Genomic DNA, 25,988 nt, shown 5'->3' with positions numbered 1-25,988 from the left:
CTAAGATGAGTTTTTCAGCTTACCGCCTAATCGCTGACATGATGGAAAAATACAGCTATGTACCCAAGGAAAACGCTCGATATTCCCTTCGCTAAAATATTTAAAAATATCCTCTTTAATAAAGATAAAGAGGGGGCTGGATTCGATCAAGAAGGCTATTTAGCCTGCTTTTCTGTGCGATCGGGCTTTGATCTTTTGATTAATAGTCTTGGGTTAACCTCTGAGCACAAGATACTTATGTCTGAAGTGAATATTAAAGGCATGGTGGATGTGGTTGAAGCAAACCACAAAAGTATTCAATTGATTTCACTGGATGACGACTTGGATATTGACGCTGATATTGATGAGTATTTGGATGAAAATACTAAACTGGTCGTGATAGCACAGCTTTTTGGTGGTTATAAAAATATTGATGCTCTGATTCAAAAGTTTCAGGCCAAAGGTGTGTTTGTGGTGGAAGATTTATCTCAAGCTTACCAAGGGAACTTAAAACGGCATTCTTCCTATTGTGATGCGGCGTTTTACAGTTTTGGACCACTAAAAACGGCTAGCCTTGTGGGTGGTGGTATCGTCTATTTGAAAGACAAAGCTTTGTTAAAACGAATGCAGCAAACCTTGCTTTCTTACCCTAAACAAGCTGAATTAACCTATGTTTCCAAGGTGATAAAGTTCTATCTATTTCATCTACTTTTGCATAAACAAGTCTATTCACTTATCTCTCGTTTATTGGGGGATAAGCTCACTTCTGTAGTAAACAGATTATCGCAAACAAACTCAGGGCCATTTGACATTGAGTCTGTTCGGTTTCAGCCTTGTTCAAGCTTGAAGCGCATGCTGATCGAAAAAGAACAGCCTGTAGAATTACAAGGTGAGAACAAGTATGAGAGTCTTATTAAGTTATTGGATTCTCATATTAGCTTTGTGAATAAAAGCTATGTGCATCAAGAGTATACGAAGGATGAGAGTACGCATTTCTGGTTGTTCGCAGTGAGAAGCCAGAATAGCGCAGCCTTAATGAGTGCTTTGAGGCTGCAAGGCTTTGATGCGTTTGATCGTACTAACTTACTGTTAATTCATCAGGATGCAGAAAAGGCAAATACCGCAGGTAAATTAGCGGATTTAGTTTATTTGCCTTGTCTGAAAAAGATGAACCAAAAGAGCTTGGTTAAAATGGCTGAAACCATCAATAACCTAGCTTAATCTCGTTGGTTTTTTGTTTGCTAAGCGGCAAAAAATTATAAAGCGAGTTTATTAACGGCCACGCTTGCTACCGCAAGATCTTGAGCGCCAATGCCTGTGAGGTCTACGACACTGATATTGACCTTAGCAAAGTCGATATCGTCCCTCTTGCCTGCAAGTAAATGCCCTAGCTCAATATCACTGTCTTCAGCAATTGCGTCAGCGCGTACCGCATTCCCAAAATCCCCATGGTGTAGGCATTGTTCATGGTTATCTGTGACCAGAATATCGGCGTTAGCCAGTACATCTGGCGCGATTTCAGATTTCCCCGGGCTATCAGCCCCAACCGCCACAATATGAAGTTCTTTAGGAAGGTCTTCTGCTTGAACCAGTGCAGTACTTGAAGGTGTGGCAGTGACCAGTATTTGGCTTGTGTGACACACCTCTCGTACACTTTGCATAACTTCGACTGTGATCCCTGACTCTGCTTCGAGCCTTTGTTTGAAGGATTGGCTTTCTTCTAGCTTTCGAGCATAGATAGCCACTTTTTTGATGCCTAGCTTTTGGCTAATCATTTGGGCTTGTAGATAAGCTTGGGTGCCTGCGCCGACTAAGCCTAAACAAGCATCCTTGGATACAGGCTTTAAAGAAGCCGCTAAGGCACCTGCTGCCGCTGTACGAACCTGAGTTAGCCAGCCTTCATCTTGGAGTAATGCTACGGGGACGCCTGTTTGTGCAGACATCACAAGCACTAAGCCATTGTTAGCCGGAAGGCCTTTTGCCGTATTCTGATAAAAACCAGAGGCCACCTTGATGACAAAATAAGGCTGCTGAGTATGTTGAGCCGCCTTAACATGGCAGTCACCAAAAAAAGCACCATTGGACTCTTTAAATAGAATCTGCATTGGCTCAGGCTGCTCAATTAAGCCCTTTGAATAATCAATAAAGATCTCTTTTACGGCATCTATTGCTGCTGTAAAAGATAAAGCTGGGCGAATATCTGCTAACGGAATAACGTGCATCTTAGTCTCCTTATAATCCTGAATCTCTGGGTTACAGGTTGAGGGCTACAGGTTGGAGAAGTTAGCTTCAAAGTGCTGGCGCATGGCTTTGAGGCCTTCAGTGAATACCTTGTCTCTACCAAAACCAAGTCGGAATCTGTCTTTAGATACCTCATTCAAGTCAGAGGCATAAATTGAGGCGGGCAATAGTAAGATACCGCTTTCTTCAAGGAGTGATTTGCAAAAGTCTTCCACATTGCCAGGGCCAATATAACGAGGGAAGGCCACACAACCACCTAAAGGACGCTGCCAATCAATGATGCCAGGGTAGTCCGCAAAAAGTTGTTCTAGCTCTGCTACATTACGCTGCATCAAGTTAAGGTTGCGAGCTAAAATCGCGTCTTTGTTTTTTAAGGCAATGATGGCCAATTGCTCAGAAGGCGCTGAGTTACAAATAGACAAGAAATGCTTATAACGCTCTACTTTTAAAAGTACTTCTTTATCTTGTGAGGCGATCCAGCCAATTCTAAGGCCGGGTAATCCATAGGCTTTAGACATGACATTAAGGGAAATACCTTTTTCATAGAGATCGGCTATTTGTGGCATTTGATCATCTGAATTGAGCTCGACCCCACGGTAAACTTCATCACTGAAAAGGTAGATATCATTTTCTCGGCATAAAGTGATGACGTCTTCGAGCTCTGTTGCGCTCAGCACATAGCCTGTGGGGTTATGGGGAAAGTTGATTGATAGTAGCTTGGTATTAGGGCGTATAGCGGCTTTAATTCCTGCAATATCCAGTTTCCAACCGCCTTTGCTCTGGCCTGTTTTATCTTCGATGAGAGGGACACCTGTTACATCGCAAATGGCTAAAGGGATAGTCTCAGCGCTTTGGTAATTTGGAGTAGGCACTATGACGTGGTCTTTTTCTGTAAGTAAGCATCTTGCTAGGGCATAAATGCCTTCGCCTGCACCTGCTAGGCAAAGAATATTGTCTTTTTGCATGGTTTGATAAGTGCCCGCGATGAGTTCGCGTAATTCAGGCGCGCCCCAGGTTTCCGTATAACCTAATGTGAGGTTGTCGTACTTTTCTCTGTCTTCCTCACTTGCCATGGCCAATAGTTGGCTCAATGTCAGGGTTTCTAAATCTGAGGCTGTCATATGGTGTTTGGCTTTAAATTCCCACTTGGAAAAAAAGACTTCTAAAGAAAAATCACGCATAGGTTTTGGGGACGTCATCATTATCAAACTCTCCGTTTAAGCTAAATGTTGAATAGCGTATTTGTTGCATTAATTGAACGATCAGTGCTGTCGAACATCTCGTAACAGGGTGTATAAACTGGCTCTTGAGATGCCAAAAGCCTTGGCAACATAGTCGCTAGAACCTCTTACTTGAAAAATCTGATTGGCTTCTAGGGCCGCCACTATCTTGAGCTTGTCTGCTTTGCTTGTTGCATGCATTGCCATCCCAAGTTCGGCCAAGGTTTTAGCTATGATTTGGTTTGTATTTTCGCGCCAATCTGAGCCCATAAGGGCAGGGCTTTGTTGCTCTGATTCAATATCGATTAATGACGCCAGTAGCTTGGCAGATTGTGCTAACAAACCGGTTTTCATATTGATGCAAAGTAGGTGGGTTGCGACGCCTTCATCATCTCTTAATACGCTTGTAATCGATTTTGTGCTTTCACCTTCTGGGGTGGATTTCGAATAAGGGCCAATAATGGCTTTGTTATCAATTTCAGTGGTGAGCTCATCTTCATCAATCAGTGAGTCATCACCTATTGTTCGGTTGGAATAAGGGTTCTCGATATGAGCAATTTTGCCTGAGTCTAAATCGTGTATGACGACCTCAAGTTGATTGGGCAATAAGAGTGAAATGGCTTTACATAACACTCTGTAATTTTGAAGAGAATCAGACATCTTAGCTTCCAATAAATTAATCAATAGATAAATTAGATTTGTACAGATTATCTATATTTAGATGATTTGTCTAATTTTTATTTCGTTTTTAAATTATATTGCTTAAACTGGCTCTTAACTCCACTTCCAAGAGTGATGAAAATAGACTTAATTATGTTGTAAAGGTAAGTGATCAATACGTGAATGCTTCGAATATTGGCCTGCAAGGAAAAAGTAATGAAAAATAAGCATCGACAAGCAATTTTGGATCAAGGTCTTGATATTAAGAATCTAGATTCAGATCCACTGATACAGCTAAGTAAGTGGCTAGAGTGCGCCAATCAAGCAGGCATTCGTTACCCAGGAGCTATGAGCCTAGCAACCACTGATTTTTCTGGTTCTCCAACTCAAAGAATGGTGATGTTAAGAGAGATTAGTGCGGATGGTTTAGTATTTTTTACAAGTCTAAGTAGCAATAAAGCTGAGCATATAAAGCGGCACTCACAAGTGAGCGTTTTGTTTCCATGGCATATGTTGGAGCGGCAGGTTGTAATAAGAGGGTGTGCTGAAAAGATTGCAAAGAATAAGGTACTTAAGGCCTTTTTAAGTCGTTCTGATATGAGTCAAACGAGTGCTTGGTTATCGGATCAAAATTCGCCGGTCACCTCTCGTGGGTTGATTGAGGCAAAATTAAATGAGATTCGCGACAATGCTAAAAATGGAAAATTGGGTATGCCCGCATTTTGGGGTGGTTATATGATAAAACCTGAAAGCGTTGAATTTTGGCAAACAGGAAAAGATGGTATAAACGACAGGATTCTTTACCGTAAAGATCAAGCTGGCTGGATTCTGGAAAGATTAAACCCTTGATGCTCACTTAGGCCATATATAAATAATGGCCTTAAAGTAAGGTCATCAACTTTTTTACATGTGGTTTAAACCAAAATTCTCCAAGAGAGAAATTAACATTCGACCGCTTTTTTCCCTGTGCTGGTGATGAATTAAGCGAGCTGTTTCAGCGTTATTGGATTCAATCGCATTAATAACATCCAAATGGTCTTTATTTGAACTATTTGGTTTAGGTCGCATTTTCAAGGTTAGCATTCTTACTCTGTGAGATTGCTCAATAAAGTTGCTAACCAATTTTTGTAAACGCTGATTATCGGAAAACTCAACTAGATAACGATGGAAACGTTCATCAGCAGCAGCCCACTGAATTAAATCATCTTGTTGTAATGCTTCATCCATTGCAGTTACGGATTCACGCATAAGCGAAAGCTGATCATTATTGAGACCATTAGTTGCACATAACGCCGCAGCTGTGGACTCTAAACCCGTTAAAATCTCATAAATTTCTTTCATGTCTTCAATCGAAACAGGTTTTACTCTCATACCATGTCGTGGCTTAAGTTCAATTAACCCTTCACGTGCCAATTGCAGCATGGCTTCTCTTGTCGGTGTTCTGCTCATTTCCAATAGTGTCGAAACTTCTTGCTCAGTCATATGACTGCCTGTATGAAGTTCGTTATCGAGAATTTTTCTTTTAAGTTCTCGATAGGCTTTATTAGCTAATGGTTCTTTTGGCTTGGTTTGTTTTTTATTCATTCTATATACTTTATTGAGTCTATTTCTTGAATTTTCTTTGTGTATTCGACTCGGCAGATTGATATATCAAGTCTTCAACAGTTAGGTTATTCATGTAACTTTCAACAGGGTTGGCTAATTCTGTTTGATACAAAATATGATTGACAACATGTTGCTGTAAATTAAATACACAATCGCCGCCAAAATTGTCCGTCGAAAACTTGTACTCATGTGGCTGCCAATTGGCCTCTCCATGTAAACGAGTGTTAATTTTACCATCCCCATTTAATATTAGAGAAGCGTTACTGCCTTCTATTTGCATTTCCCCCATGGTTAATCGTGTATTTTGGGCGCTATGGTCAGCTAATCGGTTTCCATCAAATACGGCTCTAATATCATGATCGAATTGGAATAGGACAATGCCTGCATCCTCACCTTTAATATTAGGATTTAATTGTTGTAAATCAGCATAAATGGACTCAACTTCACCTAATAGATAACGAAAAACGTCAATCCAATGAATTCCTGTTTCATGAATCAAAAAGCGTTTCATTTCTCTAAAATAAGGCTGTCTTACTAGATAAGCGTTTTTACCTTGGCCATCACCAGGTCTCAGTCTAAAGGTCACATTGTAAACTTTGCCTAAACGGTTGTTGTCTAATAACGTTTTGATTTCTTGATACCAAGGCTGAAAACGAAAGTTTTCATGAATGATAACTTTGCCATTATGCTGCTTAATAAGATGGGCTAACGCTTCGGCTTCTTTTAAAGAAGGTGTAAAAGGCTTTTGGCAAATACAAGGTATGCCACGTTCTACCGCCGCTTTTACAAATTCAACATGGGTTTCTGGTGGTGTAATAATATCAACTAGATCTGGTTTAGCTTCATCCAACATGCTGATGAAGTTGGTATAGGTTGATTTGATATTGTATTTAAGGGCAATATCAGAAGCGGTTGTGGCGTTACGACTACATAACGCCACTAATTCTGCTTCTTCAATTCGAGCCCAAGCATCATAATGAAACTGGCTAAAATAACCGGTTCCTACTGTCGCTACTCGAAGTGTTTTTGGCACAATAATTCCTGCTAATTAATTTTTAAGTTGATTAATAACAGCTGAGGTAATAGCTTCTGTCCCTGCTGTTCCACCAAGCTCAAAAGGGGTAAGCTGACCGTCGGCAAAGGCGTTATCTACAGCATCTCGAATGAGATTGGCTGCTAGGGATAAACTGGCCATCTGGTGATTCTGCCCTAACCAATCTAACATCATGGCAGCAGATAAAAACATAGCAGTAGGGTTAGCTTTTCCTTCACCAACAATATCTGGCGCACTACCATGACAAGGTTGGAAAACAGCATGATCATCACCTATATCTGCTGATGGAGCCATCCCCATACCACCCATTAACGCCGCTCCTAAGTCAGAGAGAATGTCACCGAACATGTTTTCTGTGACTAATACGTCAAAATGCCAAGGATGTCTGACAAGGTTTAATGCCATTGCATCGACATAACTATGATCTGCAATGATAGATGGCGCTAGTTTTGACTGCTCATCGAAGACCTTACGAAAGAAAGCAAATGACTGAAAAACGTTAGCTTTATCCACACAGGTTACTTTGCCTTCGCTACCATTTTCTTTACGGTGAGAGGCTAATTTAAAAGCAAAATCAAATAATCGTTCTGATACTGAACGAGTAATTACCATGGTATCTTTTGCAATTGCGTCGTTTTCAACAGAGCCTTTACCGTGAGAAGCAAATAAACCTTCAGTTGATTCACGAATTAAAACAAGATCAATATCTTTTGCTTTTTCACTTGCTAAGGGTAGGTCTAAACCTGGCACTAATCGAACAGGCCTTACTCCAGCATACAAACCTAGTTCCATACGAAGGTCGATTTGAGGAGATACTTCGGTACCATCTTCATAACGAACAGAAGGTAATCCCATGCAGGATAACAATATGGCATCAGCGTCTTTGGCAATACGCTTAGATTCATCGGGAAAAGAGGTACCTGTGTCTCGATATAATGCTGCGCCTGCAGGAACATCAATAAAATTAAGTTCAACATCACCTGTTTTTTGGCAGGCAAGCTTTAGTATTTCTAAACAAGGCGGTGTAATTTCTGGCCCAATACCATCACCTGCAAAAACTGCGATATCAAATGTCTTATGAGACTCTTTCATTTTTTATTCTCCGATTGAACTAAGGTTTTATTTGGCCCATTAAAGAGCCAATGACTAGGTGCGAGACCTGTATGGTTTTGCTTGAACTTTGAAATTTGATGACCTAATAAACAGCCTAAAAAGATCGTATTTCGATCTGGACCACCAAAAGCTAAACTAGAAATATTTTTCAACTTTTGACTTTTCACTTGATCTAAATGAGGTCGACCCATTGAATGAGATAAAAAAGCAGTTTCAACCCAATCCAAATGATTTTCATCTACATCAATTAACTGTGTAGCTTGCTCTTTACCGTCAGGTGCTACGCGGATAATCTGGTTACTCACTATGCTAGTAACCCAAAAATAGCCTGTGTCATCTTTAACTAAACCATCTGGAAAGACGCCCTTATCAAAGTGAGTTAGGGTGACCTTATTGGTTAAGTCCCCTTTTTCACTAATATCGAAACGGCTCAAACGACGGGAAAAAGTCTCGTTAACATATAAGAAACTGCCATCTTCACTTACGAGGCATTCGTTGGTGTAACCAAGATTGTCAGCAACAATACGTGCCTCACCTTTGTCATAAAGAATGATAAAACCGTCTTGGACATCGGAGCGATAAGCCGCTGCACGAGGAATGGTTTTGGTACTGACTGTTATCCAAATTCTGCCTTGATAATCCAAATGCACAAAGTTGGTTGGAGGAATTCTTTTATTATCTAGATGAGTTAAAAATGCTTGAGCTGAGCCATCTGGAAACAATTGATAAACGCCACCTTCTTCTTCTCCTAAGTGGGCGATTAAAAAGCTGCCATCTTCTAATAAACAAATACCATTGGGCTTAAGTCTAAAGTCTAAGTTGTTCGCTAAGATTGAAAATTGCTGGCCATCACTTTCAATGACAGTCACACCGCCATCCCAATTTGAACAATAAATCCGCTCATTTGATGTTGTTAATACACATTCGGGTCGCTGCAATTGTGAGCCAATGCTGCTGATACTATCTAAGCTATACATAAGTCATCCTTAGCTAGGTCTTTATGGATGTTTTTTACAATAGCTAGGTTTATATTTTATTGCAATAATTAATTTATTAACGTATACATTAATAAATCTATTCGATAGAGTAGATGTCTCAAGAGTGAAAATAAAAACAAAATTTTGGAGTGACGAAATGAAGAAGGCTATTGCTACGTTAGTTTCTAGCGTTTTAATTACATGTGTTTGTGCAAACGTGACAGCAAAGGATCGCTATCCTGAAAGAGATATTACCAATGTCGTTGTTTGGTCTGCTGGCGGTGGTACAGATGTCATTAATAGAATGATAACGTCTGAAATGTCGCCTCATCTTGATGTCAATATTAACGTGACGAATCGACCTGGTGGTGTGGCTGGTTCTTTAGGGATGAGCTACGTACACAAATTAAAACCGGATGGTTATACCTTGGTTGGATTATCCGAATCAGTTGTTTCTTCTGCTGTCCAAGGGGGATGGAAACAGCGAATGGATGTATGGCATCCTTTTATCGTAGGTGGCTCGCCTGATCTCATTTCAGTTTCTTCTAATTCAAAGTTCAATACCTTAGAAGATGTCATTAATGCTGTAAAAGCTAACCCAAAATCAGTAAAAGCAAGCGCAGGTGGAGCGGGTTCTATTCATCACCTTAATTTGTTGGCACTCGCAAATGGTACCGAAGCTGAGTTTAATTATATTCCTTACCCTGGATCGGCACCGGCACAAACAGCAGTACTTACTGGTGAAGTTGATTTAGTTATTACTTCATTGGCAGAACAACAGCAGCTAATAAAAGGTGGACAGTTAAAGCCGCTTGCTATGTTAGTTGCTAATGCTCAAACCTTAGAAGGTGTAGATACTATTCCTTCTGCTTTTGACTCGTTTCCACAGCTGCAAAAGCATCTACCTATCATGCAGGCCATTGGTTTTGCGATAAAAAATGATGCACCAGACTCGGTTAAAAATAAGCTAACCATTGCTTTTCAAAAAGCCATAGCAAGTGAAAAACTGCGTACATGGGCGAAAGATAATTACTATGTTTTATCTGGATTGTCAGGTCAATCTGCCAGCAATGAGTTTGCTTTTTTAGAGTCACTATTTTCTTGGACTCTTCAAGATTTAGGTGCAACCAAAATCAGCCCAAAAGTTTTGGGCATTCCAAAGCCAGCCGAGCTTCAATTGAACTAGTTATTACTCTGTGAAAAGGTGGCCTGTCTATAGGCCATCTTTTTTGTTAATTAAAGATTTACCCTTTTGGGGGATGTATGCAACCTGAACAACTTATAGTGTTACGACGTGCTGATATCAAAGCAGCCATTGTCATCATTATAGTGTCACTGTTAATGATTTTTGAAAGTGCTTCGTTTCCACTTACAGACAGTTATGCGGGAATTCAAAATGCTTGGTATGTTTCGCCAGCTTTGTTTCCTATATTAATTGCGAGCATATTATTGATTTGTGGCGTGACCTTATTATTTAAAGGATTAGCGTTCGTTAGGGCCCATAAGGAAATTCCTGTTGTTAGAACTAGCCAAGCAAGTCGCTGGCGTTTTGTACTACTGGTTTCATTAATCTCTGGCATGGTTTTTAGCTGGGTTCCATTGATAGACTTTGCGATTTCTTCTTTTACTTTCTTATTTTTATTTATTCTGGCGTTTTATTCAGATAGCCCTGCCTTACAGCATAAGGTGCTGACCATTTGGACTTCAGTGTCATTAATTTTGTTGGTGCTGTATCAAACTAGTGCTTTAAGTGAGGGAGGTAGAAACCTATTAGATTGGGGGGCTTTGTTATTTGCTCTTTTAATGGTTGGAATCTTTAGGAAATGGTCTATTAATTTAGATTGCTTTACTAAGTGGAAAACCAGTGTCAAAACCGCTTTTATAGTCACTTTAGTTGTTTGCCCCATCTTTCGATTAGGTATGTTGGTCCCGCTACCAACAGAAGGCATAGTGATTGAAAAAATGGTGGATGCTAAATATCTAGTAAGAGATATGTGGAGGGGGAATTAATGGATATTCTGTCGTCATTTTATGTCTTTGGCAGCACACTGGCTTCTCTACTATCGTCTCCTATTAATATCTTAATTCTAATTGGTGCGTCTTTTTTCGGCATTATTTTTGGTGCCTTACCTGGATTAACAGCAACGTTAGGTGTGGCACTATTAACAACCTTAACCTATGGAATGGATGTTAATACCGCCTTGATTGCTCTGCTTGGATTATATGTAGGTGCAATTTATGGCGGATCTTACCCTTCAATATTAATTAATATTCCAGGCACGGCTGCGGCTGCGGCTACAGCCTTGGATGGATATCCACTCGCGTGTAAAGGACAAGGGGGAAGAGCTTTAGGCCTCACCACAACAGCTTCTTTAATTGGTACTCTGATGGGTATTATTGTATTGGTAATGGCTGCGCCTTGGGTTGCCAAAATGGCGTTACAATTTACCTCATTTGAGTTCTTCTTACTGGCTCTATTTGGCATTTTAATCAGTGGTACTCTCACCAGTTCTGATTTAGTTATAAAAGGCTGGATAGCGGGTCTTATTGGTTTAGCGATTGCGACAATTGGTCGAGACCCTCTGCAATTCTTCCCACGTTTTACATTTGATTTACCAGACCTAGACCAAGGTTTAGAAGTTGTGCCTGTGTTGATTGGTGCATTTGGTATTCCTCAAGTTATCAATGCTTTAAGGAATAAAGAGAGTTTAGGCGCTATGCAGGACTTCGGACGCATAATGCCTGAGTGGTCCACACTTTTTAAAAATCGCAAAAACATTACGCGTTCATCCATGATAGGAATAGGGATTGGTGCGGTTCCTGGTATTGGTGAAGATATTGCGGGTTGGGTGTCATATGGTGCTGCAAAAAACACCTCCAAACACCCTGAAACGTTTGGTACTGGAGAGCCAGAGGGAATCATTGCATCTGAAACCGCTAATAATGCTTGTATTGGCGGTGCGTTAATACCTTTACTCACCTTGGGTATCCCAGGAAGCCCGCCTGCGGCTATGTTATTAGGTGCATTGATGCTACACGGCATTACGCCAGGCCCTATGATAGTGGTTCAAGATCCTGGTTTTCTAATCGAGGTGACGGCTATTTTGGTTTTATGTTCAGTTGCTATGTGGTTTAACGGCATGTTTTTAGCCAAACAAGTGGTAAAAGTGTTAAGCATACCTGCCCCCATCTTTCTACCGGTTGTTACTTTGATGTGTGTACTGGGTTCGTATGCACTGGGATTGAATGTATTTAACTTATACATGATGGTTCTGATTGGTGTAGTTGCCTATTTCTTAGCTCAAATGCAGTACCCCATTTCGCCATTGGTTATCGGTGTCATTTTAGGGCCTATGGCGGATGAAAATTTGAGAAGAGCCTTGATGGTTTCAGAAGGTAGTCTTTTACCTTTCATTGAACGTCCCGTCTCCATTCTTTTACTACTTGTCATCGCATTAATCCTTATCAGTAAAACCCCTTTAAATCAAAAACTGAAAGACCTTTTCTTTCATAGCTTTAAACGATTGAAATCGAAATAAGAGGAGAGTGTAGTGAGTGTATTGTTAGGCTGTATCGCTGATGACTTCACTGGTGCAACGGATATTGCATCGGTATTAAAACGAGAAGGTATGCGGGTTTTGCAAATTAATGGTAACCCAGCTGAACAAGGTGTCGTACCTCAAAATGTGGATGCTGTTGTTATTGCTCTCAAATCAAGAACTCAGCCAGTAAATAGTGCTGTTTCTGACTCTCTTGCCGCGTGTAATTGGTTATTGGAGCAAGGCGTTCTGCAAGTCTTCTTTAAGTATTGCTCGACTTTTGATTCGACAAAAGAAGGGAATATAGGGCCTGTCATAGATGCGCTGTTAACACGATTAAAGACGGATCAAACTATTGTTTGCCCCAGTTATCCAATTAATGGTCGTACCTTGTATGCGAGTAACTTGTTTGTTCATGGGGTGCCTCTTGCTGAATCTGCAATGAAAGATCATCCGCTGACACCTATGACAGATTCAAATTTAATCCGTTTGCTAGAAGGGCAAACAAAACACTTCATAAAGCCGATCAGTTGGCAACAAGTCCAGTCTGGTGTGACTGCATTAGCTAAAGAGTTTGAAAGCTTAAAAACGGGAATCTATGTAGTAGATGCTTTGGTCGATGAAGATTTGGTGACTATTGCCCATGCTGCCAAGGACATGACGTTATTAACCGGTGGTGCGGCATTAGCGCAAGGTCTGCCGAGTTTATACCGCAAACTTAAGTGGATGAAAGCTCAGCCTGAAACAGACGGTCTTAAATTTTCTCAAGGGCATACTTTAATCTTGGCTGGTAGCTGTTCAACAGCCACACGTTCGCAAATAGAGTACTTTTTAGCCTCATATTCAGGTATTGCTATTGATGCTATTGCTTTGTCCCATGGCGGTGAAGAGCTGCAGCGGCTTGAGAGTTTTATTCAAAACAACGCTGGTGCAGATCCCATTTTAGTTTACGCCAGTGATGCTCCCGAGAATATCGCCAAGGTGCAAGCAGAGCTAGGTGTGGAAGTGGCTGGAAAGCTAGTAGAAGACTGCATGGCTCAATTAGCAATCAAAAGTGTTTCTGAATATGGCGTCAACAATATTATTGTGGCGGGTGGTGAAACATCTGGTGCTGTTGTCTCTGCTCTTGGAACCCCAGCATTAGTTATCGGCGATGAGATCGAGCCGGGTGTGCCATGGACTTTTTTAGAAGGCGAGAAAAACATCGCTCTTGCGTTAAAGTCAGGTAATTTTGGTTCTCAAGCTTTTTTTGTAAATGCCTTTGATATGACCTGTAAAGGGGGTGTTAAATGAAATGGCTTTCAGAGCGAGAAAACTTAATTGAATCCGTGCTTAAAATGAATAATTTAGGCATAAATCAAGGAGCGTCTGGTAATGCCAGTATTCGGGTTGAAGGTGGCTTTCTTATTACTCCTTCTGGGGTGGTTTATGAAGACCTTGATCCTGAGGATATTGTCTTTGTAGATACACAAGGAACTAGTCACCCTGACAAAATAAACCGTAAACCATCAAGTGAGTGGCGTTTTCATTTGGATATTCTCAATGCCCGGGATGATCTCAATGCTATCGTGCATACTCATGGTAAATCAGTTGCGACTTTAGCTTGTCTTAGAAAAGAGATCCCCCCGTTTCATTACATGATTGCCCTAGCAGGGGGAAACACGATTCGTTGTGCTGAATACGAAACCTTTGCGACTCAATCATTATCCAGTGCGGCTTTAATCGCCTTGGAAGGGAGAAAAGCGTGTCTACTTGCTAACCATGGACAAATTGCCTGTGGAACTAGTTTAAAACAAGCCTTAGCCATTGCTCTAGAAGTGGAGACACTTGCGGATATCTACCTTAGAATTTTAGCATCGGGACAATCCCCTTTTTTACTTACCGATGAGCAAATGCAAGAAGTACATGCACGTTTTTCAAAAGGCTATGGTACCGCCGGAAGTCTACAGAATGAGAGAAGAGGTTAACTATGTTTGTTGTGACTGTTAAATTTACGATTAAGGCGATTAATCAAGACAGGTTTCAAACCTTAGTATTACAGCAAGCGAGTAACAGCTTAATAAATGAAGATGAATGCCATGTATTTGAAGTCTCAAAACAGGCCCAACAAAATAGTGATGTAACCTTCTTTTTATATGAAGTTTATGAAAGGAAAAAGAGCTTTGAATTGCATTTAGAAAGTCAGCATTTTTTGACTTTTAATGAGATAACCGCTGACCTTGTATTGGCCAAATCAATAGAAGTGTTTGAGACCTGTTGATCAGCTCGATTGGACTTAAGAAATGACTCATTCGCCCGAGTATTATACTCGGGCTTTTTTTATATCTAAGCATAGAGTAAGGTAATATAAGCTTAATTTAATCTTGGTTTAATACCGCACTTAACCTTTGACAGCTTAATATAAATGTCTTGAATAGAGCCAAATGAACGGCTTCTCGTACCTTACAAGAGCTGCAGTAGCTGCCAACCTCCAAAAATAATCAACAAAACGCCCGCGATCTGACTGACTTTTAGCATCCATTCTGGGCTAATTTTATGGCGTACCATGGCGACTCCAATTGCTAGCATCAGCCACCAAGTTGCAGAGCCTAAAAATACCCCAGTGACCATGGTGCCAGCTGAACTTGATGTCAGAGAGATACTGCCGCCAAGAGCCGAGAAAACAGCCACAAAAGACAGTATTGTCATGGGGCTCGCGAGTGTTAGTGCAAGAGTCGAAAAGAAAGCGCGGAAAATACCTGCTGTTTTTTTACTTGTACTCGCTGAGCTGTCTGGTGCTTTGGCTCTCAGTAAGCCTTGGCCTAACCAAATTAAAAAGAGCCCACCAAATAGTGCCAAGGGGGTTGAAAGGGAGGTAAATGCTTGAGTCACCGCCGCGAGGCCAAAAGCCCCAATGGCCCCATAAACCGCATCGGCAGATGCCGCACCTAAGCCGGAAGCAAAGCCTACTTTTGCACCACTGGTTAGAGTGCGTTGCATGCATAATAAGCCAATAGGGCCAACGGGAGCTGCAATGGATAAACCAATAACAGCGGCTTTCATCAATAATAAAAAGTCCATCGGACCTCTCCTTTAAGTCAGTAAATGAATAGGCATATTTTGACAAAAGAGAAGAAGGGGCAAAATAATGAAGTTTCTGAATAAATTTGAATTGAACTAAACTATTTAGGTAAAACAACAAAAGTACCGAAATTATGAAAATAGATCCTTTATCTTGGAAAATTTTAACGGCGGTTCAAAATGATGGGCGCATATCCTTAAAAGCCCTTGCGAATGAAGTTGGCTTGTCTTTGCCTGCAACCTCAGAAAGGTTAAAGCGGTTAGAAGAAAGTGGCATTATTAGTGGTTATAGCGCCACCATATTACCTGAAGCCATCGGCTATAAGGTGATGACCATAATCGGCATGACTACATTACAGCCTAACAAAACTCGATTGATGCAAGAGTTAAATGAGATGCCAGAGGTGATTGAATGTTTGCATGTAACAGGGCAGGATTCTTATTTATTAAGAGTAGTAACACGGGATTTGCAACACCTTGAAGATTTTGTTGGCTCGATTAACCACTTTGGTGAAACCCGTACTTCTATTGTGTTATCACACCCGATTCGAATGCGACCGCTAAAGCCTGCTCCTGCTGAAACACAGTCAATTTTTTAGTACTTTGACTTAGCCAATTTTTTCGAATCGGCTAAGTCTGAAAGATCACTGAGTTAATGGCCTAGAACCAGCTTAGTGACACAGGTCTGAATGGCATCTAATTGGCTAGAAAGGTCGGTATTTGCGGCTGGAAAAAGGCCATCTAATGCAGCCGTACCTATGGTAAAGCCTGCGGCATTTGCTTCATAGGCTGCAATTATTCGTTCAGGTCCTGCGATAGACCCTGCTACTATCACAGGTTTATTGATTGCACTTGTTACCGCAGCCATGAGCTCCGGTACGGATTCACTTGAACGATAAGCTAATAAGTCGAGCCCATGTACACCCTCATGTTGAGTGAGTGAAATAGCGCTTTTAACTATGTCTTCTATGCTACCCATAAGATTACTTGGGTGGCCTTCAATTCGCCCTGGGAAAGGGTAATATTGAATATTGCTATCTTTGAGTAGAGGTAGAACATGCTCAACTCTTGTGCCCCCTAAAAGGTAATCCACCCCAATTTCGATAGCAGCTTTAGCGGATGCAATTTCGCTATCTGTATCAAGAGAAACAACTTCAATATAGCTTGTGGCACCGCCAGTTTTTATGAGTAGATTGAGCTCTTTAAGGTCTTTAATGGGCAGGCCAATATCTTTAAACCCTATGTGTTTTACTCCAGAGTTAAGGACAGTTTTTAAGTGTTGTTTGGCGTCAGCCACAGTGCGGTCATTACGGGTAAGCATAAAGATAAAATTATAAGACATGATTGGCCCCTTGGTTTTTACAATTGATGAGTTGTGTTGCGTAGCTAATGGCTGTTTCTAAACTTGCGTGATCTGCAATACCTTTACCTGCAATATCAAATGCCGTGCCATGATCTGGGCTTGTACGTATGAAGGTTAGTCCCAGAGTGATATTAACCCCAGCTTCTATGCCCATATATTTTACTGGGATCAGACCTTGGTCATGATATTGCGCGACAACTATGTCGAATTTTCCTTGTCTTGCCTGCATGAAAACCGTGTCCCCCGGCCAAGGACCACTAACTAGATACCCTTTTGCTTGAGACGCTTTAATAGCTGGTTGGATAATATCGATTTCTTCTCGACCGAATAGACCGCCTTCTCCCGCGTGGGGGTTGAGCCCTGCAACGGCAATACGGGGCTGCTGAAACCCCAAGGCCTTAGCGCCCTGTTGAGCAAGTTCTATCGCTTGTATTTGTCCATCAAAATTAATCCTGTCTAACACCTCTCTTATGGAGCAATGAATGCTGACTAATACGGTGCGTAACTCTTGATTTGCAAGCATCATGGCGACTTTGTCAGAGTCACCATAATGGGCGAGGATTTCAGTATGACCTGGGTATTTGATACCCGCTAAACTAAGGGATTCTTTATGAATAGGGGCGGTGACAAGTGCTGATACCTTATCCGTTTTTGCTAACTCAATTGCTGTGACTATGGCGTCAAAAGCGGCTTTACCATTATCTGCATTGATTTCACCCACCTTGGGTAATTGGGTGAAGTGCGAGCTCGCGATCAGATTAATAGTATTAGCGCTAAAATTTGCTTCTTCAGGGCTTTTTATCTCATGGATCGACCAGTTTACCGATACCTGTTGGATTGCCCCTTGCATCACAAGAGGATCACCTATCACCACACATTGAGTCGTAAACGTGGGTGCAGTGAGTGTTTTAGCGATGATTTCAGGCCCTATTCCGGCCGGGTCTCCCATTGTTATGGCAATGGGGGCTTTAACATCTTGCATAGAAATACCTCAGTCGTGAGTGGTGAGAAGTGAATGAGCGGCTTGGTAAAGTACGTTAGGATCTCCAAAGCCACCTGCTTTCATGGCTAACGCTAAAGGCGTGCCTGTTTCATCTAATGTTTTAGCGAAGGGAAAGCCTGCCTCAAATTCACCTATAAGTTGAAATGACTTAATCGAAAGTGTGCTGAGTATGGCGTCCATCGTCTCCCCACCTGTTGCGATCAGAGCATCAAATTCCTGTTTATGAATGGCGTTTTTCGCTTCTGATGTGAGATTTTTGAGGACAGTTTTTGCATCATTTCGGGGCGATTTAGGTACAGTTAAGCAAGCAATTTGAGCATCTTTATTATCATGTTTAAAAAGCGCCTTGGCACTAAATACCACGGGAACGCCTTTGCTCTTTAAATACTCACATTGGGCTTGGCTAACGGGATTAGCACTACCTATTACAATTAAACATTTTTTTGCTTTAACTTGGGGCTGAGCTTGAAAAAGGGGTTCCTCGTTAGAGTGAAAGTGAGTTCTAGCCGCTTTGCCTAGAGTATTAGCCAGTGCTTGTGCAAGACCGGGAGAGCCTATCCAAAGTACCTTGTGTTTATTGGGAATAAGCGCAATTTGTCGGTTTAGTTCAGCTTGGGTTTTAGCATCTAGAATCAGTGTAGGTTGCCGTTTAGCGGCTCTTATTATGTCTTCTTGGCTTGCCCCTGTCGATATGATTGTCGCTTGACCTAAAGAAGGTGCAATCAAGTCTTTAATTGAGCTGGTTCTAGCCGGATGCACAGGGTCATTAGCGTATTGGCTGGTTGAAACGCTTTTGCCTTGCACAAACTGAATGCCATTGTGTGTGGTTCGTCCTGCATCAGGAAAGGCGGGAGCGATGACAATATTGTGAAACCTATCTTTTTCAGTCGATTGATAAAGGGCCTCTAATTCAGCTCGAATATGACCTCTTAAGGTGGAATCTATAGTTTTATAGATAATCTGCTGGCTAGAAAATGTGTGGATAGCCTGCTGAACACGTTTGATAGCGGCTTGTTCACTAACTTGTCTGCTGCCTGTATCAAGTGCAATGAGCTGGGTTTTTATTTCACTTTGTTGTGTTGCTTCTAGTTCAAAAAAGTCTTGGCGAAGAACAATGGAAGAGAGCCCTTTTGCTAAAAAGGGGGCGGCACCATCTGCGGCACTGGTTAGGTCGTCTGCTATGATGGCAATATTGGCTGAAGTCGCATTTAAGTTTTTCATACTGGTGATTCTAGTGAGCCTATTAATTTAAAAAAGCCATATTTTTTAACCATTATTGGTGATTAAAAATCACCATTTTGTAATCTGCTTGTTATGCTTTTTATGGCAATATGTAGGCTTAATCTGAGAGTTTGAGAGGAATTATGCAGCGGGTAAAAACACCATCTCTTAATGACCTAAGAGCATTTGAAGCGGTAGCAAGGCTGGGTACAGTTCGTGCTGCAGCCGATGAAATTGCTGTCACCCATGGGGCAGTGAGTCGACGAATTCGAAACCTTGCTGATTATATTGAGGTTCAGCTATTTGAATCTGAAGGACGTGGTATTCGCTTAACTTCTCAGGGTGAAGTCTTGGCTGGGGCTGTGACTGATGCTTTTGAGTTAATCCAAGAGGCGTTAGCTGAGATACAAGCACCTGAGCAAGCAGGCCCCATTCTTCTATCCTGTGAAAGGTCTGTGGCGATGCGTTGGTTAATGCCAAGGTTGAGTAACTTTCAAACTCAGTACCCTGAAGCGGATTTACATTTATCCGTGGGTGGAGGTGAACTGGATTTCACCAAAGATAAGGCCAGCATCGCGTTGCGTCGATTAGATTTTGCCATTGATCCTCATTATCAAGTCGATGTTTTAATGCTTGAAAAAATGGGGCCAGTGATGACGACAAGTATGCTTGAGGCGTTTGAAAGCGGTGACTATATTGGCCTTGGTTCTAAAACTCGCCCAGAAGCATGGAGAGATTGGTTAGTTAAACATCCAGATGTGCCAAAGCCAAAAGAGGTGCGCTATTTTGATCACCATTTTTTCATGGTTGAAGGGGCGGCAAGTGGTCTGGGCGTGGCGTTATGTCCTAAGGTAATCGCCTTTGACTATGTGCAAGATGGCCGTTTAATCGATCTTTATGGTTTTAAAGAAGATGGCACTGAATATGGTCTTATTTATCCTAAGTCGATGAAAATGAATGAATTTACCTTAGCGTTAAAGTCTTGGTTGAGCCAAATTGCGGCGGAAATAGACAAGCTCTAGTTCTGTTTATTTATGATGAGAAGAATAAATAACTTGCAGTTTAATGCGTATGCATGTATTTTTAAATAATGAAAAATAAAATTGAACCTTGCTTAGCTTTATCTATTCGCCGTGCTGACCGTATCATCAGCCAAGCCTATAACGACCGTTTATCTGTTTTAGGTATTCGTTCAACTCAGTTTTCTGTGTTGAGAGTGATAGATGTGATGCAAAAAGCCAGCGCTAAAGATTTACAACAACATCTTTCTATGGAGCAACCTACCGTTTCTCGGGCATTAAAACCCTTGATTAGAGATGGCTATATATTGGTGAGTGAAGGCAAGAATAAGAAGGAAAAGTGGCTGACGCTTACGCCGGAAGGTAAGACGTTATTTGATCAGTGTATGATTCCTTGGCGACAAGCACAGGATGATTTAGCCGCTCATTTAGGGCCTGAAACAAGTCAGCTATTGCATGAGTTAAGTAACAAAATCGTATCTTTTAAGAGCTGATTGTTAAGTTGTAAAGAAAATGAACGAGTATTTTAATAAACAAGTAAATATATGCATATGCATTCAGTTTTAATTTTTAATCGAGGTGAATAATGCAGCTATACACTTATCCTGTTACGACAAATGCGCTGAAAGTGGCTTTATTAGAGGCTTATATCAAGCCTTTTCTCGATTTAGGCATAGAGCAAAGGTTAATTCAGCTACAAAAAAGAGAGCAGATTCAGGCGGGTTTTTTAGCGATTAATCCTAAGGGGAAAATTCCAGTTTTAGTGAATGCTGCACGTGGAGAAACAGTGACAGAATCCAATGCCATCTTGCTGTATTTACTTGGCCTTCCACAAGTTCAGGCCGTGCCTGAATTAGCCAAATTAAGTCAAGGATCTAGTGTTATGTCTTGGTTGTTTTGGCAGGCAAGCGATACGGGTATCGATAGGGCGGGTTATCACTTTAATCGTGTTCTCTTACCTCATTGGGGTGTTAACAGAGACCATGAACCCGATGAAGAGCAGCTAGGTAAGTTTTCTAAAAGTTGCCAAGTGTTAGAGCAGGCACTCGCCCAAAATACTTATTTATGTGGCGATGACGTGAGTGTGGCTGATATCTCAGTCGCTGCAGTTTTCATGTTCCATCAAGAAGCTGGTATGCCATTAGATAATTACCCACATCTGGTGGCTTGGCTAACACGTTTAGAAGCAAGGAGCTGGTGGCGTTTAACTAAGGATGAGGCGGTCGATTTTATTGGTGATTTGACGCACCGATAGGGATATTGAGCAATGAGTAATGGCTTTTAGTTGTTACTCATTTTATTTATATAAATACATGCATATGCATTAATTGTTGTTTTGTTACAGATCTCTGTAACGGGAGTTTAAGATGAAAGATTCAGCCCCAGCCGCCGTCAGTGCGGCATCACCTAACGCTGTAAAAGATTTGAATAGAAGCCAAGGCTACCGGCTGTTTAGTTGGATAGTTTCACACCCCAAGCGGGTTTTAACCTTCGGCTTGCTTCTTATGGCGTTGGTCATTTCCCAAATTACTTCGCTCACCAAGGATACTCGCGCTGATGCCTTTTTAGCTGATGATAATAGCGCGCTCGTGTATCGGGAAAAGGTGAAAAAAATCTTTGGCTTAAGTGACCCTTTGGTTATCGCCGTGGTTGCTAAAGACAGCATCTTTACCCCTGAAGGGCTAAATGCAGTACAAGCTGTGACAGATGTGGTGATGGATCTAAACAATATTGATCCGGACGGCATTACCAGTTTGGCCACAGAGAACAATATATTTGGCACTCAAGAAGGCATGGAGGTTGAGCCTTTTTATGAGTATGAAATAGAGAGTCAGGCAGAAGCCTTAGCTGTGCGAGATGCGATTCGAGACTTTCCGCTTTATCAGGGTAGCCTAGTTGCACAAGATGAATCGGCTACCTTGGTGGTGGCTGAGCTTTTAGATGAGAAGCTAGTGGAGCAGTCTTACGATGACATGGTCATTGCGATGAATGAGCTGACTCTGCCACAAGGTATTCAGCTTTATGTAGCAGGTGAAGGGGCTGTTTCAGGCTATCTAGGCAGCTATATTGATGCGGATGCAAAGCGCTTAAACCCGCTTGCTGGTGTCATTATTACCTTGATCGTGTTTATCGCCTTTGTTCGCTTTGGTCCCATTATTATGGGGAACCTAGTAATCGCCGCATCTGTATTAATGACAATAGGGGTTATGGCGTTTGTTGGTGTGCCTTTTTATGTCATTACTAATGCTTTACCTGTGATTTTGATTGGTATTTCTGTGGCTGACAGTATTCACATTTACAGTGAATATTTTGAGCGTCGTGCTCTTTATCCAAATGAATCGATCAAAGAGTCAATCATTCAAACCATGATGGAAATGTGGCGTCCTATTACATTGACCACATTAACCACAGTCGCTGGATTTATGGGGCTGTACTTTGCTGCTTACATGCCTCCATTTAAGTTTTTTGGTCTCTTTACCGCCGTTGGTGTGTCTGTGGCTTGGTTTTATTCGCTGGTGGTATTGCCTGCGGCCATGAGTCTTATTAAAACAGAAGTAAGGCCCGGATTTGCCGCTAAAGTACGTTCGCAAAAGCATGATATGACAGCGCGTTTTATGGTTTTCTTAGGCCGTATTACTGTGCGCTTTGCTAAGTCTATTCTTGCTTTGTCATTGGTTATTTTTGTTCTAGGTCTATTTGCTGCAAGCCACTTGGTGGTGGATGAAGAACGCATTAAAACCTTCCATCCAAGTGAAGCGCTTTATGTGGCGGATGAGGTGATAAACAGCCGCTTCGATGGCTCAAATTATCTGGATATTGTGGTAAATACTCAGGATATTGAAGGCATATTTGATCTTGAGGTGCTGGCTAAAATGGAAGCACTACAGGTCTATGCCGAAGGTCTTGATTATGTCGAGGGTTCCACCTCATTAATTGATTACTTGAAGCAGATGAACCGTTCTTTAAATGACGGTGATAAAGCCTTTTACCGTTTGCCTCAAGATCAGGATTTGATTGCTCAATTCTTCTTATTGTATTCCGCTTCAGCTGAACCGACGGATTTTGAAGAAGAAGTCGATTATGACTATCAAAGAGCCAATATTCGCCTAACCCTAAATAATGGTTCTTATGTTAATACCAAGGAGGTGGTTGAAGACCTGCAATCTTATCTGGATAAACAATTTAATGATGACAAGGTGAATGCCACGCTAACTGGCCGAGTGACTCTGAATTACCACTGGATTAAAGATCTGGGTGAAAGCCACTTCTTCGGTATGGGGATCGCTCTCTTACTCGTACTGATCGTATCTTCCTTGTTATTAAAATCCCCTGTTGCTGGGTTTTATACCTTGATTCCCGTGGCGATGAGCATACTTCTGGTTTACTCGTCCATGGTGTTGTTTTCTATCTCATTAGGCATAGGTACCTCTATGTTTGCGGCGGTTGCTATTGGCCTTGGGGTCGACTTTGCCATACATACGATAGAAAGAATGAGAGCCTTATATCAGGTAGAAAAAGATATGAAAAAGACCTTCGCCCGTTTTTATCCATCAACAGGTCGTGCTCTGTTGTTTAACTTACTCGCAATCGCCTTAGGTTTTGGTGTGCTGATTTCTAGTAAGGTGGTGCCTCTTAACAACTTTGGTGCCATTGTCGCCATCTCTGTTGTCACCAGCTTTCTCTTTAGCCTGACCCTATTGCCCGCACTTATCATGCTGTTTAGACCTAAGTTTATCCTGCAAGAAAAAGCCGTTAAATCAGGGGTAAGGCTATCAAATGCGACGCCTTTGTTATTAGTTGGCGTAGTGGGAGCTGGGCTTTTCTATCAAGATAAGGCGCAGGCTAGCCAGGACGATACGGCTTTACCTGATGCAAATTGGATCGTAGAGCAAATTAACCATGTGGAAGAGGGTCGTCAGAGTTCCAGCAAGTTATCCATGACCTTGATAGATAGACGCGGTAAGGTAAGACAAAGAGAAACCGTGAGCTTTCGCCAATATGTAGGGCTAGAAAAGCAGACAGTACTTTATTACTTATCTCCTAGAAACGTGAAAAACACAGCCTTTTTGATCCATGATTTTCCAGAAGCTGAGCGTGATGATGACCAATGGTTGTATCTACCTGCATTACGTAAAGCACGCCGTATTTCTGCATCGGATCGTGGTGATTACTTCTTAGGAACGGACTTTAGTTACGAGGACATTAAAAAGGAAGGCAAGTTTGAAACCGCTGATTTCAAGTTTAAAACCTTAGCCAAAGAGACTCTAAATGGAGTGGAAACCATTAAGTTAGAAGCCATGCCGATAGATAAGAAAACCTCGCGAGAGCTAGGTTATGGGCGTCAGGAGGTTTGGGTTGACCCGAGCAATTGGATAATCCAAAAGGCTGAATATTGGGATATCAAGATGAACCCATTAAAAACCTTAACTATCAGTGATATACGTAAGGTTGAAGGTATTTGGACTCGTCATAATTTAAAAATGGTGAATCATAAAACGGGTCATAGTTCTGAGTTTATTTTCTCTGATATGAATTACAGCAAAAAAATTAAAAATAGCGTCTTTACGCGTCAGGCCCTAAGCCGAGGAGCTCCAAAATGAAACCTCAATTATTAGGAGCGATATTGGCGCTTATTCCCAGCCTGAGTTTGGCGTTTGAAATGAGTCATAGCCTTAAAAGTCAAACCAGTTATGGTACCAGTGCGAGTGAGTGGCAACAGTCTGATTGGCGTCTTGATAGTGAGCTTTATCAAGGCTTAGAGAATGGCGAGATTACTGGCATTTTACGCAGCCGCTTTGATCTGCAAGATAAACTTAACTCGGATCAAACACTGAATAATTATAGTGCTCATTCTGAGCCACTCACCGCTGGCGACCATGAATGGGTCGAGCTAAGAGAACTGTATTGGCAAGCAGGCTTTGATAACAGTTACTGGCGAATTGGTAAGCAGCAAGTGGTCTGGGGGGAAGCGGATGGTATCAAACTATTAGATGTGATTAACCCACAAAGTTATCGCGAATTTATTCTGGATGATTTTGATGATTCTCGTATTCCTTTGTGGATGGTAAATGGTGAGTTTCAAGTTGGGGAAGAGGGTACTTTGCAGGCTCTATGGGTATTGGATACCAGCACCCATGAGTTAGCGCCATCCAGTTCGCCTTTTGCCTTTACTAGCCCTGTGCTAGTGCCAGATAGCGCTGCTGTACCAGCAGGTGTTACTGCCACATTAGAAGAGGCAAACACACCTGCCATGACACTTAAAAACAGTGATTTTGGTTTACGTTATACCAGCTTTATTGATAACTGGGACTACTCTCTTAATTACCTCTATCACTATGTGGATGAGGCGGTGATTAGCGCAGATTTAAGTGGCTCTTCCCTTACTTTAACACCTGATTATAAGCGTAGTCATTTACTGGGTGGCTCTGCTTCTAGTGTCTTTGGAGATTGGGTACTAAGAGCAGAATTTGCTTATGAAACAGATAGGTACCATAGAACAACGGCATCAGTACCGGGTGTGGATAAAGCCGATCAATGGGGCATCTTGGTTGGTTTAGACTATCAAGGTATGACGGACTATTTGATCTCGGTACAGTGGTTTCAATCTAATCTTGTGGGGCAAACGGAAAACTTGGTGAAAAATCGCCAAGAAAATACCTTGAGCCTTCTGGTAGAGCGAACTCTCTTTAATGAAACCTTACTGCTTAAATGGCTACATCTACATTCAACCGATCATGGGGATGGCGTTGTTCAGCCGCAAATTAGCTATAACCTAGAATCGGATTTTGATGTTTTCTTAGGGATGGATATCTTCTATGGCAACGAAGGTGGACTCTATGGGCAATTTGATGAGGCAGACCGTATTAGCGCTGGTTTTGAATGGGGCTTTTAAACAATAACCTCTTATAAACAAGTGTTGATAATGTGCTTTTT

At 41.6% G+C, this 25,988-nt stretch carries 25 protein-coding genes; 14 read left to right on the top strand and 11 right to left on the bottom strand.

Going from position 1 to position 25,988, the window contains the following annotated elements; translation table 11 throughout:
- Positions 1–57: 57 nt before the first annotated feature.
- Complete coding sequence (locus TW85_RS13880) at positions 58–1,200, top strand: aminotransferase class V-fold PLP-dependent enzyme (RefSeq protein ID WP_046017723.1); 1,143 nt, start codon at positions 58–60, stop codon at positions 1,198–1,200.
- A 35-nt stretch (positions 1,201–1,235) separates the two neighbouring features.
- Here TW85_RS13880 and TW85_RS13875 read toward each other — a convergent pair whose 3' ends face one another.
- Genes TW85_RS13875 through TW85_RS13865 form a run of 3 tightly spaced genes read right to left on the bottom strand, consistent with a single transcriptional unit; the run spans position 1,236 to position 4,100 of the window.
- Positions 1,236–2,201, bottom strand: coding sequence for an ornithine cyclodeaminase (locus tag TW85_RS13875; RefSeq protein ID WP_046017722.1), 966 nt, complete (start codon positions 2,199–2,201; stop codon positions 1,236–1,238).
- A gap of 45 nt (positions 2,202–2,246) precedes the next feature.
- On the bottom strand, positions 2,247–3,422 hold the full coding sequence (locus tag TW85_RS13870; protein ID WP_046017721.1) for an aminotransferase class I/II-fold pyridoxal phosphate-dependent enzyme: 1,176 nt from the start codon (positions 3,420–3,422) through the stop codon (positions 2,247–2,249).
- Between the two features lie 60 nt (positions 3,423–3,482).
- Positions 3,483–4,100, bottom strand: coding sequence for a PAS domain-containing protein (locus TW85_RS13865; RefSeq protein ID WP_046017720.1), 618 nt, complete (start codon positions 4,098–4,100; stop codon positions 3,483–3,485).
- A gap of 216 nt (positions 4,101–4,316) precedes the next feature.
- Between TW85_RS13865 and pdxH the strand changes: the two genes are divergently transcribed.
- Complete coding sequence (pdxH, locus tag TW85_RS13860; protein WP_046017719.1) at positions 4,317–4,949, top strand: pyridoxamine 5'-phosphate oxidase; 633 nt, start codon at positions 4,317–4,319, stop codon at positions 4,947–4,949.
- Positions 4,950–5,003: 54 nt separating this feature from the next.
- Here the strand turns inward: pdxH and TW85_RS13855 are convergent, their stop codons facing one another.
- Genes TW85_RS13855 through TW85_RS13840 form a run of 4 tightly spaced genes read right to left on the bottom strand, consistent with a single transcriptional unit; the run spans position 5,004 to position 8,849 of the window.
- Positions 5,004–5,684 (bottom strand): GntR family transcriptional regulator, encoded by a 681-nt coding sequence (locus tag TW85_RS13855; protein WP_046017718.1) that lies wholly within the window; start codon positions 5,682–5,684, stop codon positions 5,004–5,006.
- A 19-nt stretch (positions 5,685–5,703) separates the two neighbouring features.
- Positions 5,704–6,738 carry a Gfo/Idh/MocA family oxidoreductase gene (locus TW85_RS13850; protein ID WP_046017717.1) on the bottom strand — a complete coding sequence of 345 codons (1,035 nt, stop codon included), beginning with the start codon at positions 6,736–6,738 and terminating at the stop codon, positions 5,704–5,706.
- A gap of 15 nt (positions 6,739–6,753) precedes the next feature.
- On the bottom strand, positions 6,754–7,851 hold the full coding sequence (locus TW85_RS13845) for an isocitrate/isopropylmalate dehydrogenase family protein (RefSeq protein WP_046017716.1): 1,098 nt from the start codon (positions 7,849–7,851) through the stop codon (positions 6,754–6,756).
- Positions 7,848–8,849, bottom strand: coding sequence for an SMP-30/gluconolactonase/LRE family protein (locus tag TW85_RS13840; RefSeq protein ID WP_046017715.1), 1,002 nt, complete (start codon positions 8,847–8,849; stop codon positions 7,848–7,850). The genes TW85_RS13845 and TW85_RS13840 overlap by 4 nt, the downstream gene beginning before the upstream one ends.
- Positions 8,850–9,006: 157 nt before the next feature.
- On the opposite strand from TW85_RS13840, the gene TW85_RS13835 reads away from it, so the two are divergent.
- From TW85_RS13835 to TW85_RS13810, 6 genes are all read left to right on the top strand, one after another.
- Positions 9,007–10,035, top strand: a complete 1,029-nt coding sequence (locus tag TW85_RS13835; RefSeq protein WP_046017714.1) for a tripartite tricarboxylate transporter substrate binding protein — start codon at positions 9,007–9,009, stop codon at positions 10,033–10,035.
- 77 nt (positions 10,036–10,112) lie between these two features.
- Positions 10,113–10,859 (top strand): hypothetical protein, encoded by a 747-nt coding sequence (locus tag TW85_RS13830; protein ID WP_046017713.1) that lies wholly within the window; start codon positions 10,113–10,115, stop codon positions 10,857–10,859.
- Positions 10,859–12,388: a tripartite tricarboxylate transporter permease gene (locus TW85_RS13825; RefSeq protein ID WP_046017712.1), complete on the top strand. Its 1,530-nt coding sequence runs from the start codon at positions 10,859–10,861 to the stop codon at positions 12,386–12,388. The genes TW85_RS13830 and TW85_RS13825 overlap by 1 nt, the downstream gene beginning before the upstream one ends.
- Positions 12,389–12,400: 12 nt before the next feature.
- Positions 12,401–13,681, top strand: a complete 1,281-nt coding sequence (gene otnK, locus TW85_RS13820; RefSeq protein ID WP_046017711.1) for a 3-oxo-tetronate kinase — start codon at positions 12,401–12,403, stop codon at positions 13,679–13,681.
- The gene (locus tag TW85_RS13815) at positions 13,678–14,355 is read left to right on the top strand and encodes a class II aldolase/adducin family protein (protein ID WP_046017710.1); all 678 of its coding nucleotides are present in this window, start codon (positions 13,678–13,680) and stop codon (positions 14,353–14,355) included. The genes otnK and TW85_RS13815 overlap by 4 nt, the downstream gene beginning before the upstream one ends.
- A 2-nt stretch (positions 14,356–14,357) precedes the next feature.
- Entirely contained in the window at positions 14,358–14,648 is a 291-nt protein-coding gene (locus TW85_RS13810) for an antibiotic biosynthesis monooxygenase (protein ID WP_046017709.1), read from the top strand.
- 182 nt (positions 14,649–14,830) lie between these two features.
- Here the strand turns inward: TW85_RS13810 and TW85_RS13805 are convergent, their stop codons facing one another.
- Positions 14,831–15,448: a LysE family transporter gene (locus TW85_RS13805; protein WP_046017708.1), complete on the bottom strand. Its 618-nt coding sequence runs from the start codon at positions 15,446–15,448 to the stop codon at positions 14,831–14,833.
- 134 nt (positions 15,449–15,582) lie between these two features.
- Between TW85_RS13805 and TW85_RS13800 the strand changes: the two genes are divergently transcribed.
- On the top strand, positions 15,583–16,047 hold the full coding sequence (locus tag TW85_RS13800; RefSeq protein WP_046017707.1) for an Lrp/AsnC family transcriptional regulator: 465 nt from the start codon (positions 15,583–15,585) through the stop codon (positions 16,045–16,047).
- 53 nt (positions 16,048–16,100) lie between these two features.
- Here the strand turns inward: TW85_RS13800 and TW85_RS13795 are convergent, their stop codons facing one another.
- From TW85_RS13795 to TW85_RS13785, 3 genes are read right to left on the bottom strand one after another with little or no spacing between them, the layout of a single operon-like run.
- On the bottom strand, positions 16,101–16,790 hold the full coding sequence (locus TW85_RS13795) for a 4-hydroxythreonine-4-phosphate dehydrogenase (RefSeq protein WP_046017706.1): 690 nt from the start codon (positions 16,788–16,790) through the stop codon (positions 16,101–16,103).
- Positions 16,780–17,793 (bottom strand): 4-hydroxythreonine-4-phosphate dehydrogenase PdxA, encoded by a 1,014-nt coding sequence (gene pdxA / locus TW85_RS13790; RefSeq protein ID WP_046017705.1) that lies wholly within the window; start codon positions 17,791–17,793, stop codon positions 16,780–16,782. Before pdxA ends, TW85_RS13795 begins: the two co-directional genes overlap by 11 nt.
- 9 nt (positions 17,794–17,802) lie before the next feature.
- On the bottom strand, positions 17,803–19,035 hold the full coding sequence (locus TW85_RS13785) for a four-carbon acid sugar kinase family protein (protein ID WP_046017704.1): 1,233 nt from the start codon (positions 19,033–19,035) through the stop codon (positions 17,803–17,805).
- Between the two features lie 143 nt (positions 19,036–19,178).
- Here TW85_RS13785 and TW85_RS13780 point away from each other — a divergent pair, with 143 nt between their 5' ends.
- The 5 genes from TW85_RS13780 (at position 19,179) to TW85_RS13760 (ending at position 25,947) form a co-directional block, all read left to right on the top strand.
- Positions 19,179–20,057 carry a LysR family transcriptional regulator gene (locus TW85_RS13780; protein WP_046017703.1) on the top strand — a complete coding sequence of 293 codons (879 nt, stop codon included), beginning with the start codon at positions 19,179–19,181 and terminating at the stop codon, positions 20,055–20,057.
- Between the two features lie 68 nt (positions 20,058–20,125).
- Complete coding sequence (locus TW85_RS13775; RefSeq protein WP_046017702.1) at positions 20,126–20,548, top strand: MarR family winged helix-turn-helix transcriptional regulator; 423 nt, start codon at positions 20,126–20,128, stop codon at positions 20,546–20,548.
- Between the two features lie 92 nt (positions 20,549–20,640).
- Entirely contained in the window at positions 20,641–21,309 is a 669-nt protein-coding gene (locus tag TW85_RS13770; RefSeq protein WP_046017701.1) for a glutathione S-transferase family protein, read from the top strand.
- Positions 21,310–21,421: 112 nt separating this feature from the next.
- A complete protein-coding gene (locus tag TW85_RS13765) occupies positions 21,422–24,655 on the top strand; it encodes an outer membrane lipoprotein-sorting protein (RefSeq protein ID WP_052702197.1) in 3,234 nt (1,077 codons plus the stop codon).
- On the top strand, positions 24,652–25,947 hold the full coding sequence (locus TW85_RS13760) for a DUF1302 family protein (protein ID WP_046017700.1): 1,296 nt from the start codon (positions 24,652–24,654) through the stop codon (positions 25,945–25,947). The genes TW85_RS13765 and TW85_RS13760 overlap by 4 nt, the downstream gene beginning before the upstream one ends.
- Positions 25,948–25,988 lie beyond the last annotated feature (41 nt).

Origin of the sequence: Marinomonas sp. S3726 (assembly GCF_000967665.1) — a bacterium.
GTDB lineage: Bacteria > Pseudomonadota > Gammaproteobacteria > Pseudomonadales > Marinomonadaceae > Marinomonas.
The sequence above is the reverse complement of the archived record's forward strand: the minus strand, read 5'-3'. Positions and strand labels throughout refer to the sequence as shown.

Excerpts from the sequence above, each read along its gene's own strand:
- TW85_RS13800 (WP_046017707.1), top strand. The coding sequence starts at position 15,583 with ATGAAAATAGATCCTTTATCTTGGAAAATTTTAACGGCGGTTCAAAAT.
- TW85_RS13815 (WP_046017710.1), top strand. The coding sequence starts at position 13,678 with ATGAAATGGCTTTCAGAGCGAGAAAACTTAATTGAATCCGTGCTTAAA.
- TW85_RS13830 (WP_046017713.1), top strand. The coding sequence starts at position 10,113 with ATGCAACCTGAACAACTTATAGTGTTACGACGTGCTGATATCAAAGCA.
- TW85_RS13835 (WP_046017714.1), top strand. The coding sequence starts at position 9,007 with ATGAAGAAGGCTATTGCTACGTTAGTTTCTAGCGTTTTAATTACATGT.
- TW85_RS13795 (WP_046017706.1), bottom strand. The coding sequence starts at position 16,790 with ATGTCTTATAATTTTATCTTTATGCTTACCCGTAATGACCGCACTGTG.
- TW85_RS13875 (WP_046017722.1), bottom strand. The coding sequence starts at position 2,201 with ATGCACGTTATTCCGTTAGCAGATATTCGCCCAGCTTTATCTTTTACA.
- TW85_RS13765 (WP_052702197.1), top strand. The coding sequence starts at position 21,422 with ATGAAAGATTCAGCCCCAGCCGCCGTCAGTGCGGCATCACCTAACGCT.
- TW85_RS13810 (WP_046017709.1), top strand. The coding sequence starts at position 14,358 with ATGTTTGTTGTGACTGTTAAATTTACGATTAAGGCGATTAATCAAGAC.
- pdxH (WP_046017719.1), top strand. The coding sequence starts at position 4,317 with ATGAAAAATAAGCATCGACAAGCAATTTTGGATCAAGGTCTTGATATT.
- TW85_RS13855 (WP_046017718.1), bottom strand. The coding sequence starts at position 5,684 with ATGAATAAAAAACAAACCAAGCCAAAAGAACCATTAGCTAATAAAGCC.
- TW85_RS13845 (WP_046017716.1), bottom strand. The coding sequence starts at position 7,851 with ATGAAAGAGTCTCATAAGACATTTGATATCGCAGTTTTTGCAGGTGAT.
- TW85_RS13780 (WP_046017703.1), top strand. The coding sequence starts at position 19,179 with ATGCAGCGGGTAAAAACACCATCTCTTAATGACCTAAGAGCATTTGAA.
- TW85_RS13870 (WP_046017721.1), bottom strand. The coding sequence starts at position 3,422 with ATGATGACGTCCCCAAAACCTATGCGTGATTTTTCTTTAGAAGTCTTT.
- TW85_RS13760 (WP_046017700.1), top strand. The coding sequence starts at position 24,652 with ATGAAACCTCAATTATTAGGAGCGATATTGGCGCTTATTCCCAGCCTG.
- TW85_RS13785 (WP_046017704.1), bottom strand. The coding sequence starts at position 19,035 with ATGAAAAACTTAAATGCGACTTCAGCCAATATTGCCATCATAGCAGAC.
- TW85_RS13840 (WP_046017715.1), bottom strand. The coding sequence starts at position 8,849 with ATGTATAGCTTAGATAGTATCAGCAGCATTGGCTCACAATTGCAGCGA.
- TW85_RS13825 (WP_046017712.1), top strand. The coding sequence starts at position 10,859 with ATGGATATTCTGTCGTCATTTTATGTCTTTGGCAGCACACTGGCTTCT.
- TW85_RS13880 (WP_046017723.1), top strand. The coding sequence starts at position 58 with ATGTACCCAAGGAAAACGCTCGATATTCCCTTCGCTAAAATATTTAAA.
- TW85_RS13865 (WP_046017720.1), bottom strand. The coding sequence starts at position 4,100 with ATGTCTGATTCTCTTCAAAATTACAGAGTGTTATGTAAAGCCATTTCA.
- TW85_RS13770 (WP_046017701.1), top strand. The coding sequence starts at position 20,641 with ATGCAGCTATACACTTATCCTGTTACGACAAATGCGCTGAAAGTGGCT.
- pdxA (WP_046017705.1), bottom strand. The coding sequence starts at position 17,793 with ATGCAAGATGTTAAAGCCCCCATTGCCATAACAATGGGAGACCCGGCC.
- TW85_RS13775 (WP_046017702.1), top strand. The coding sequence starts at position 20,126 with ATGAAAAATAAAATTGAACCTTGCTTAGCTTTATCTATTCGCCGTGCT.
- TW85_RS13805 (WP_046017708.1), bottom strand. The coding sequence starts at position 15,448 with ATGGACTTTTTATTATTGATGAAAGCCGCTGTTATTGGTTTATCCATT.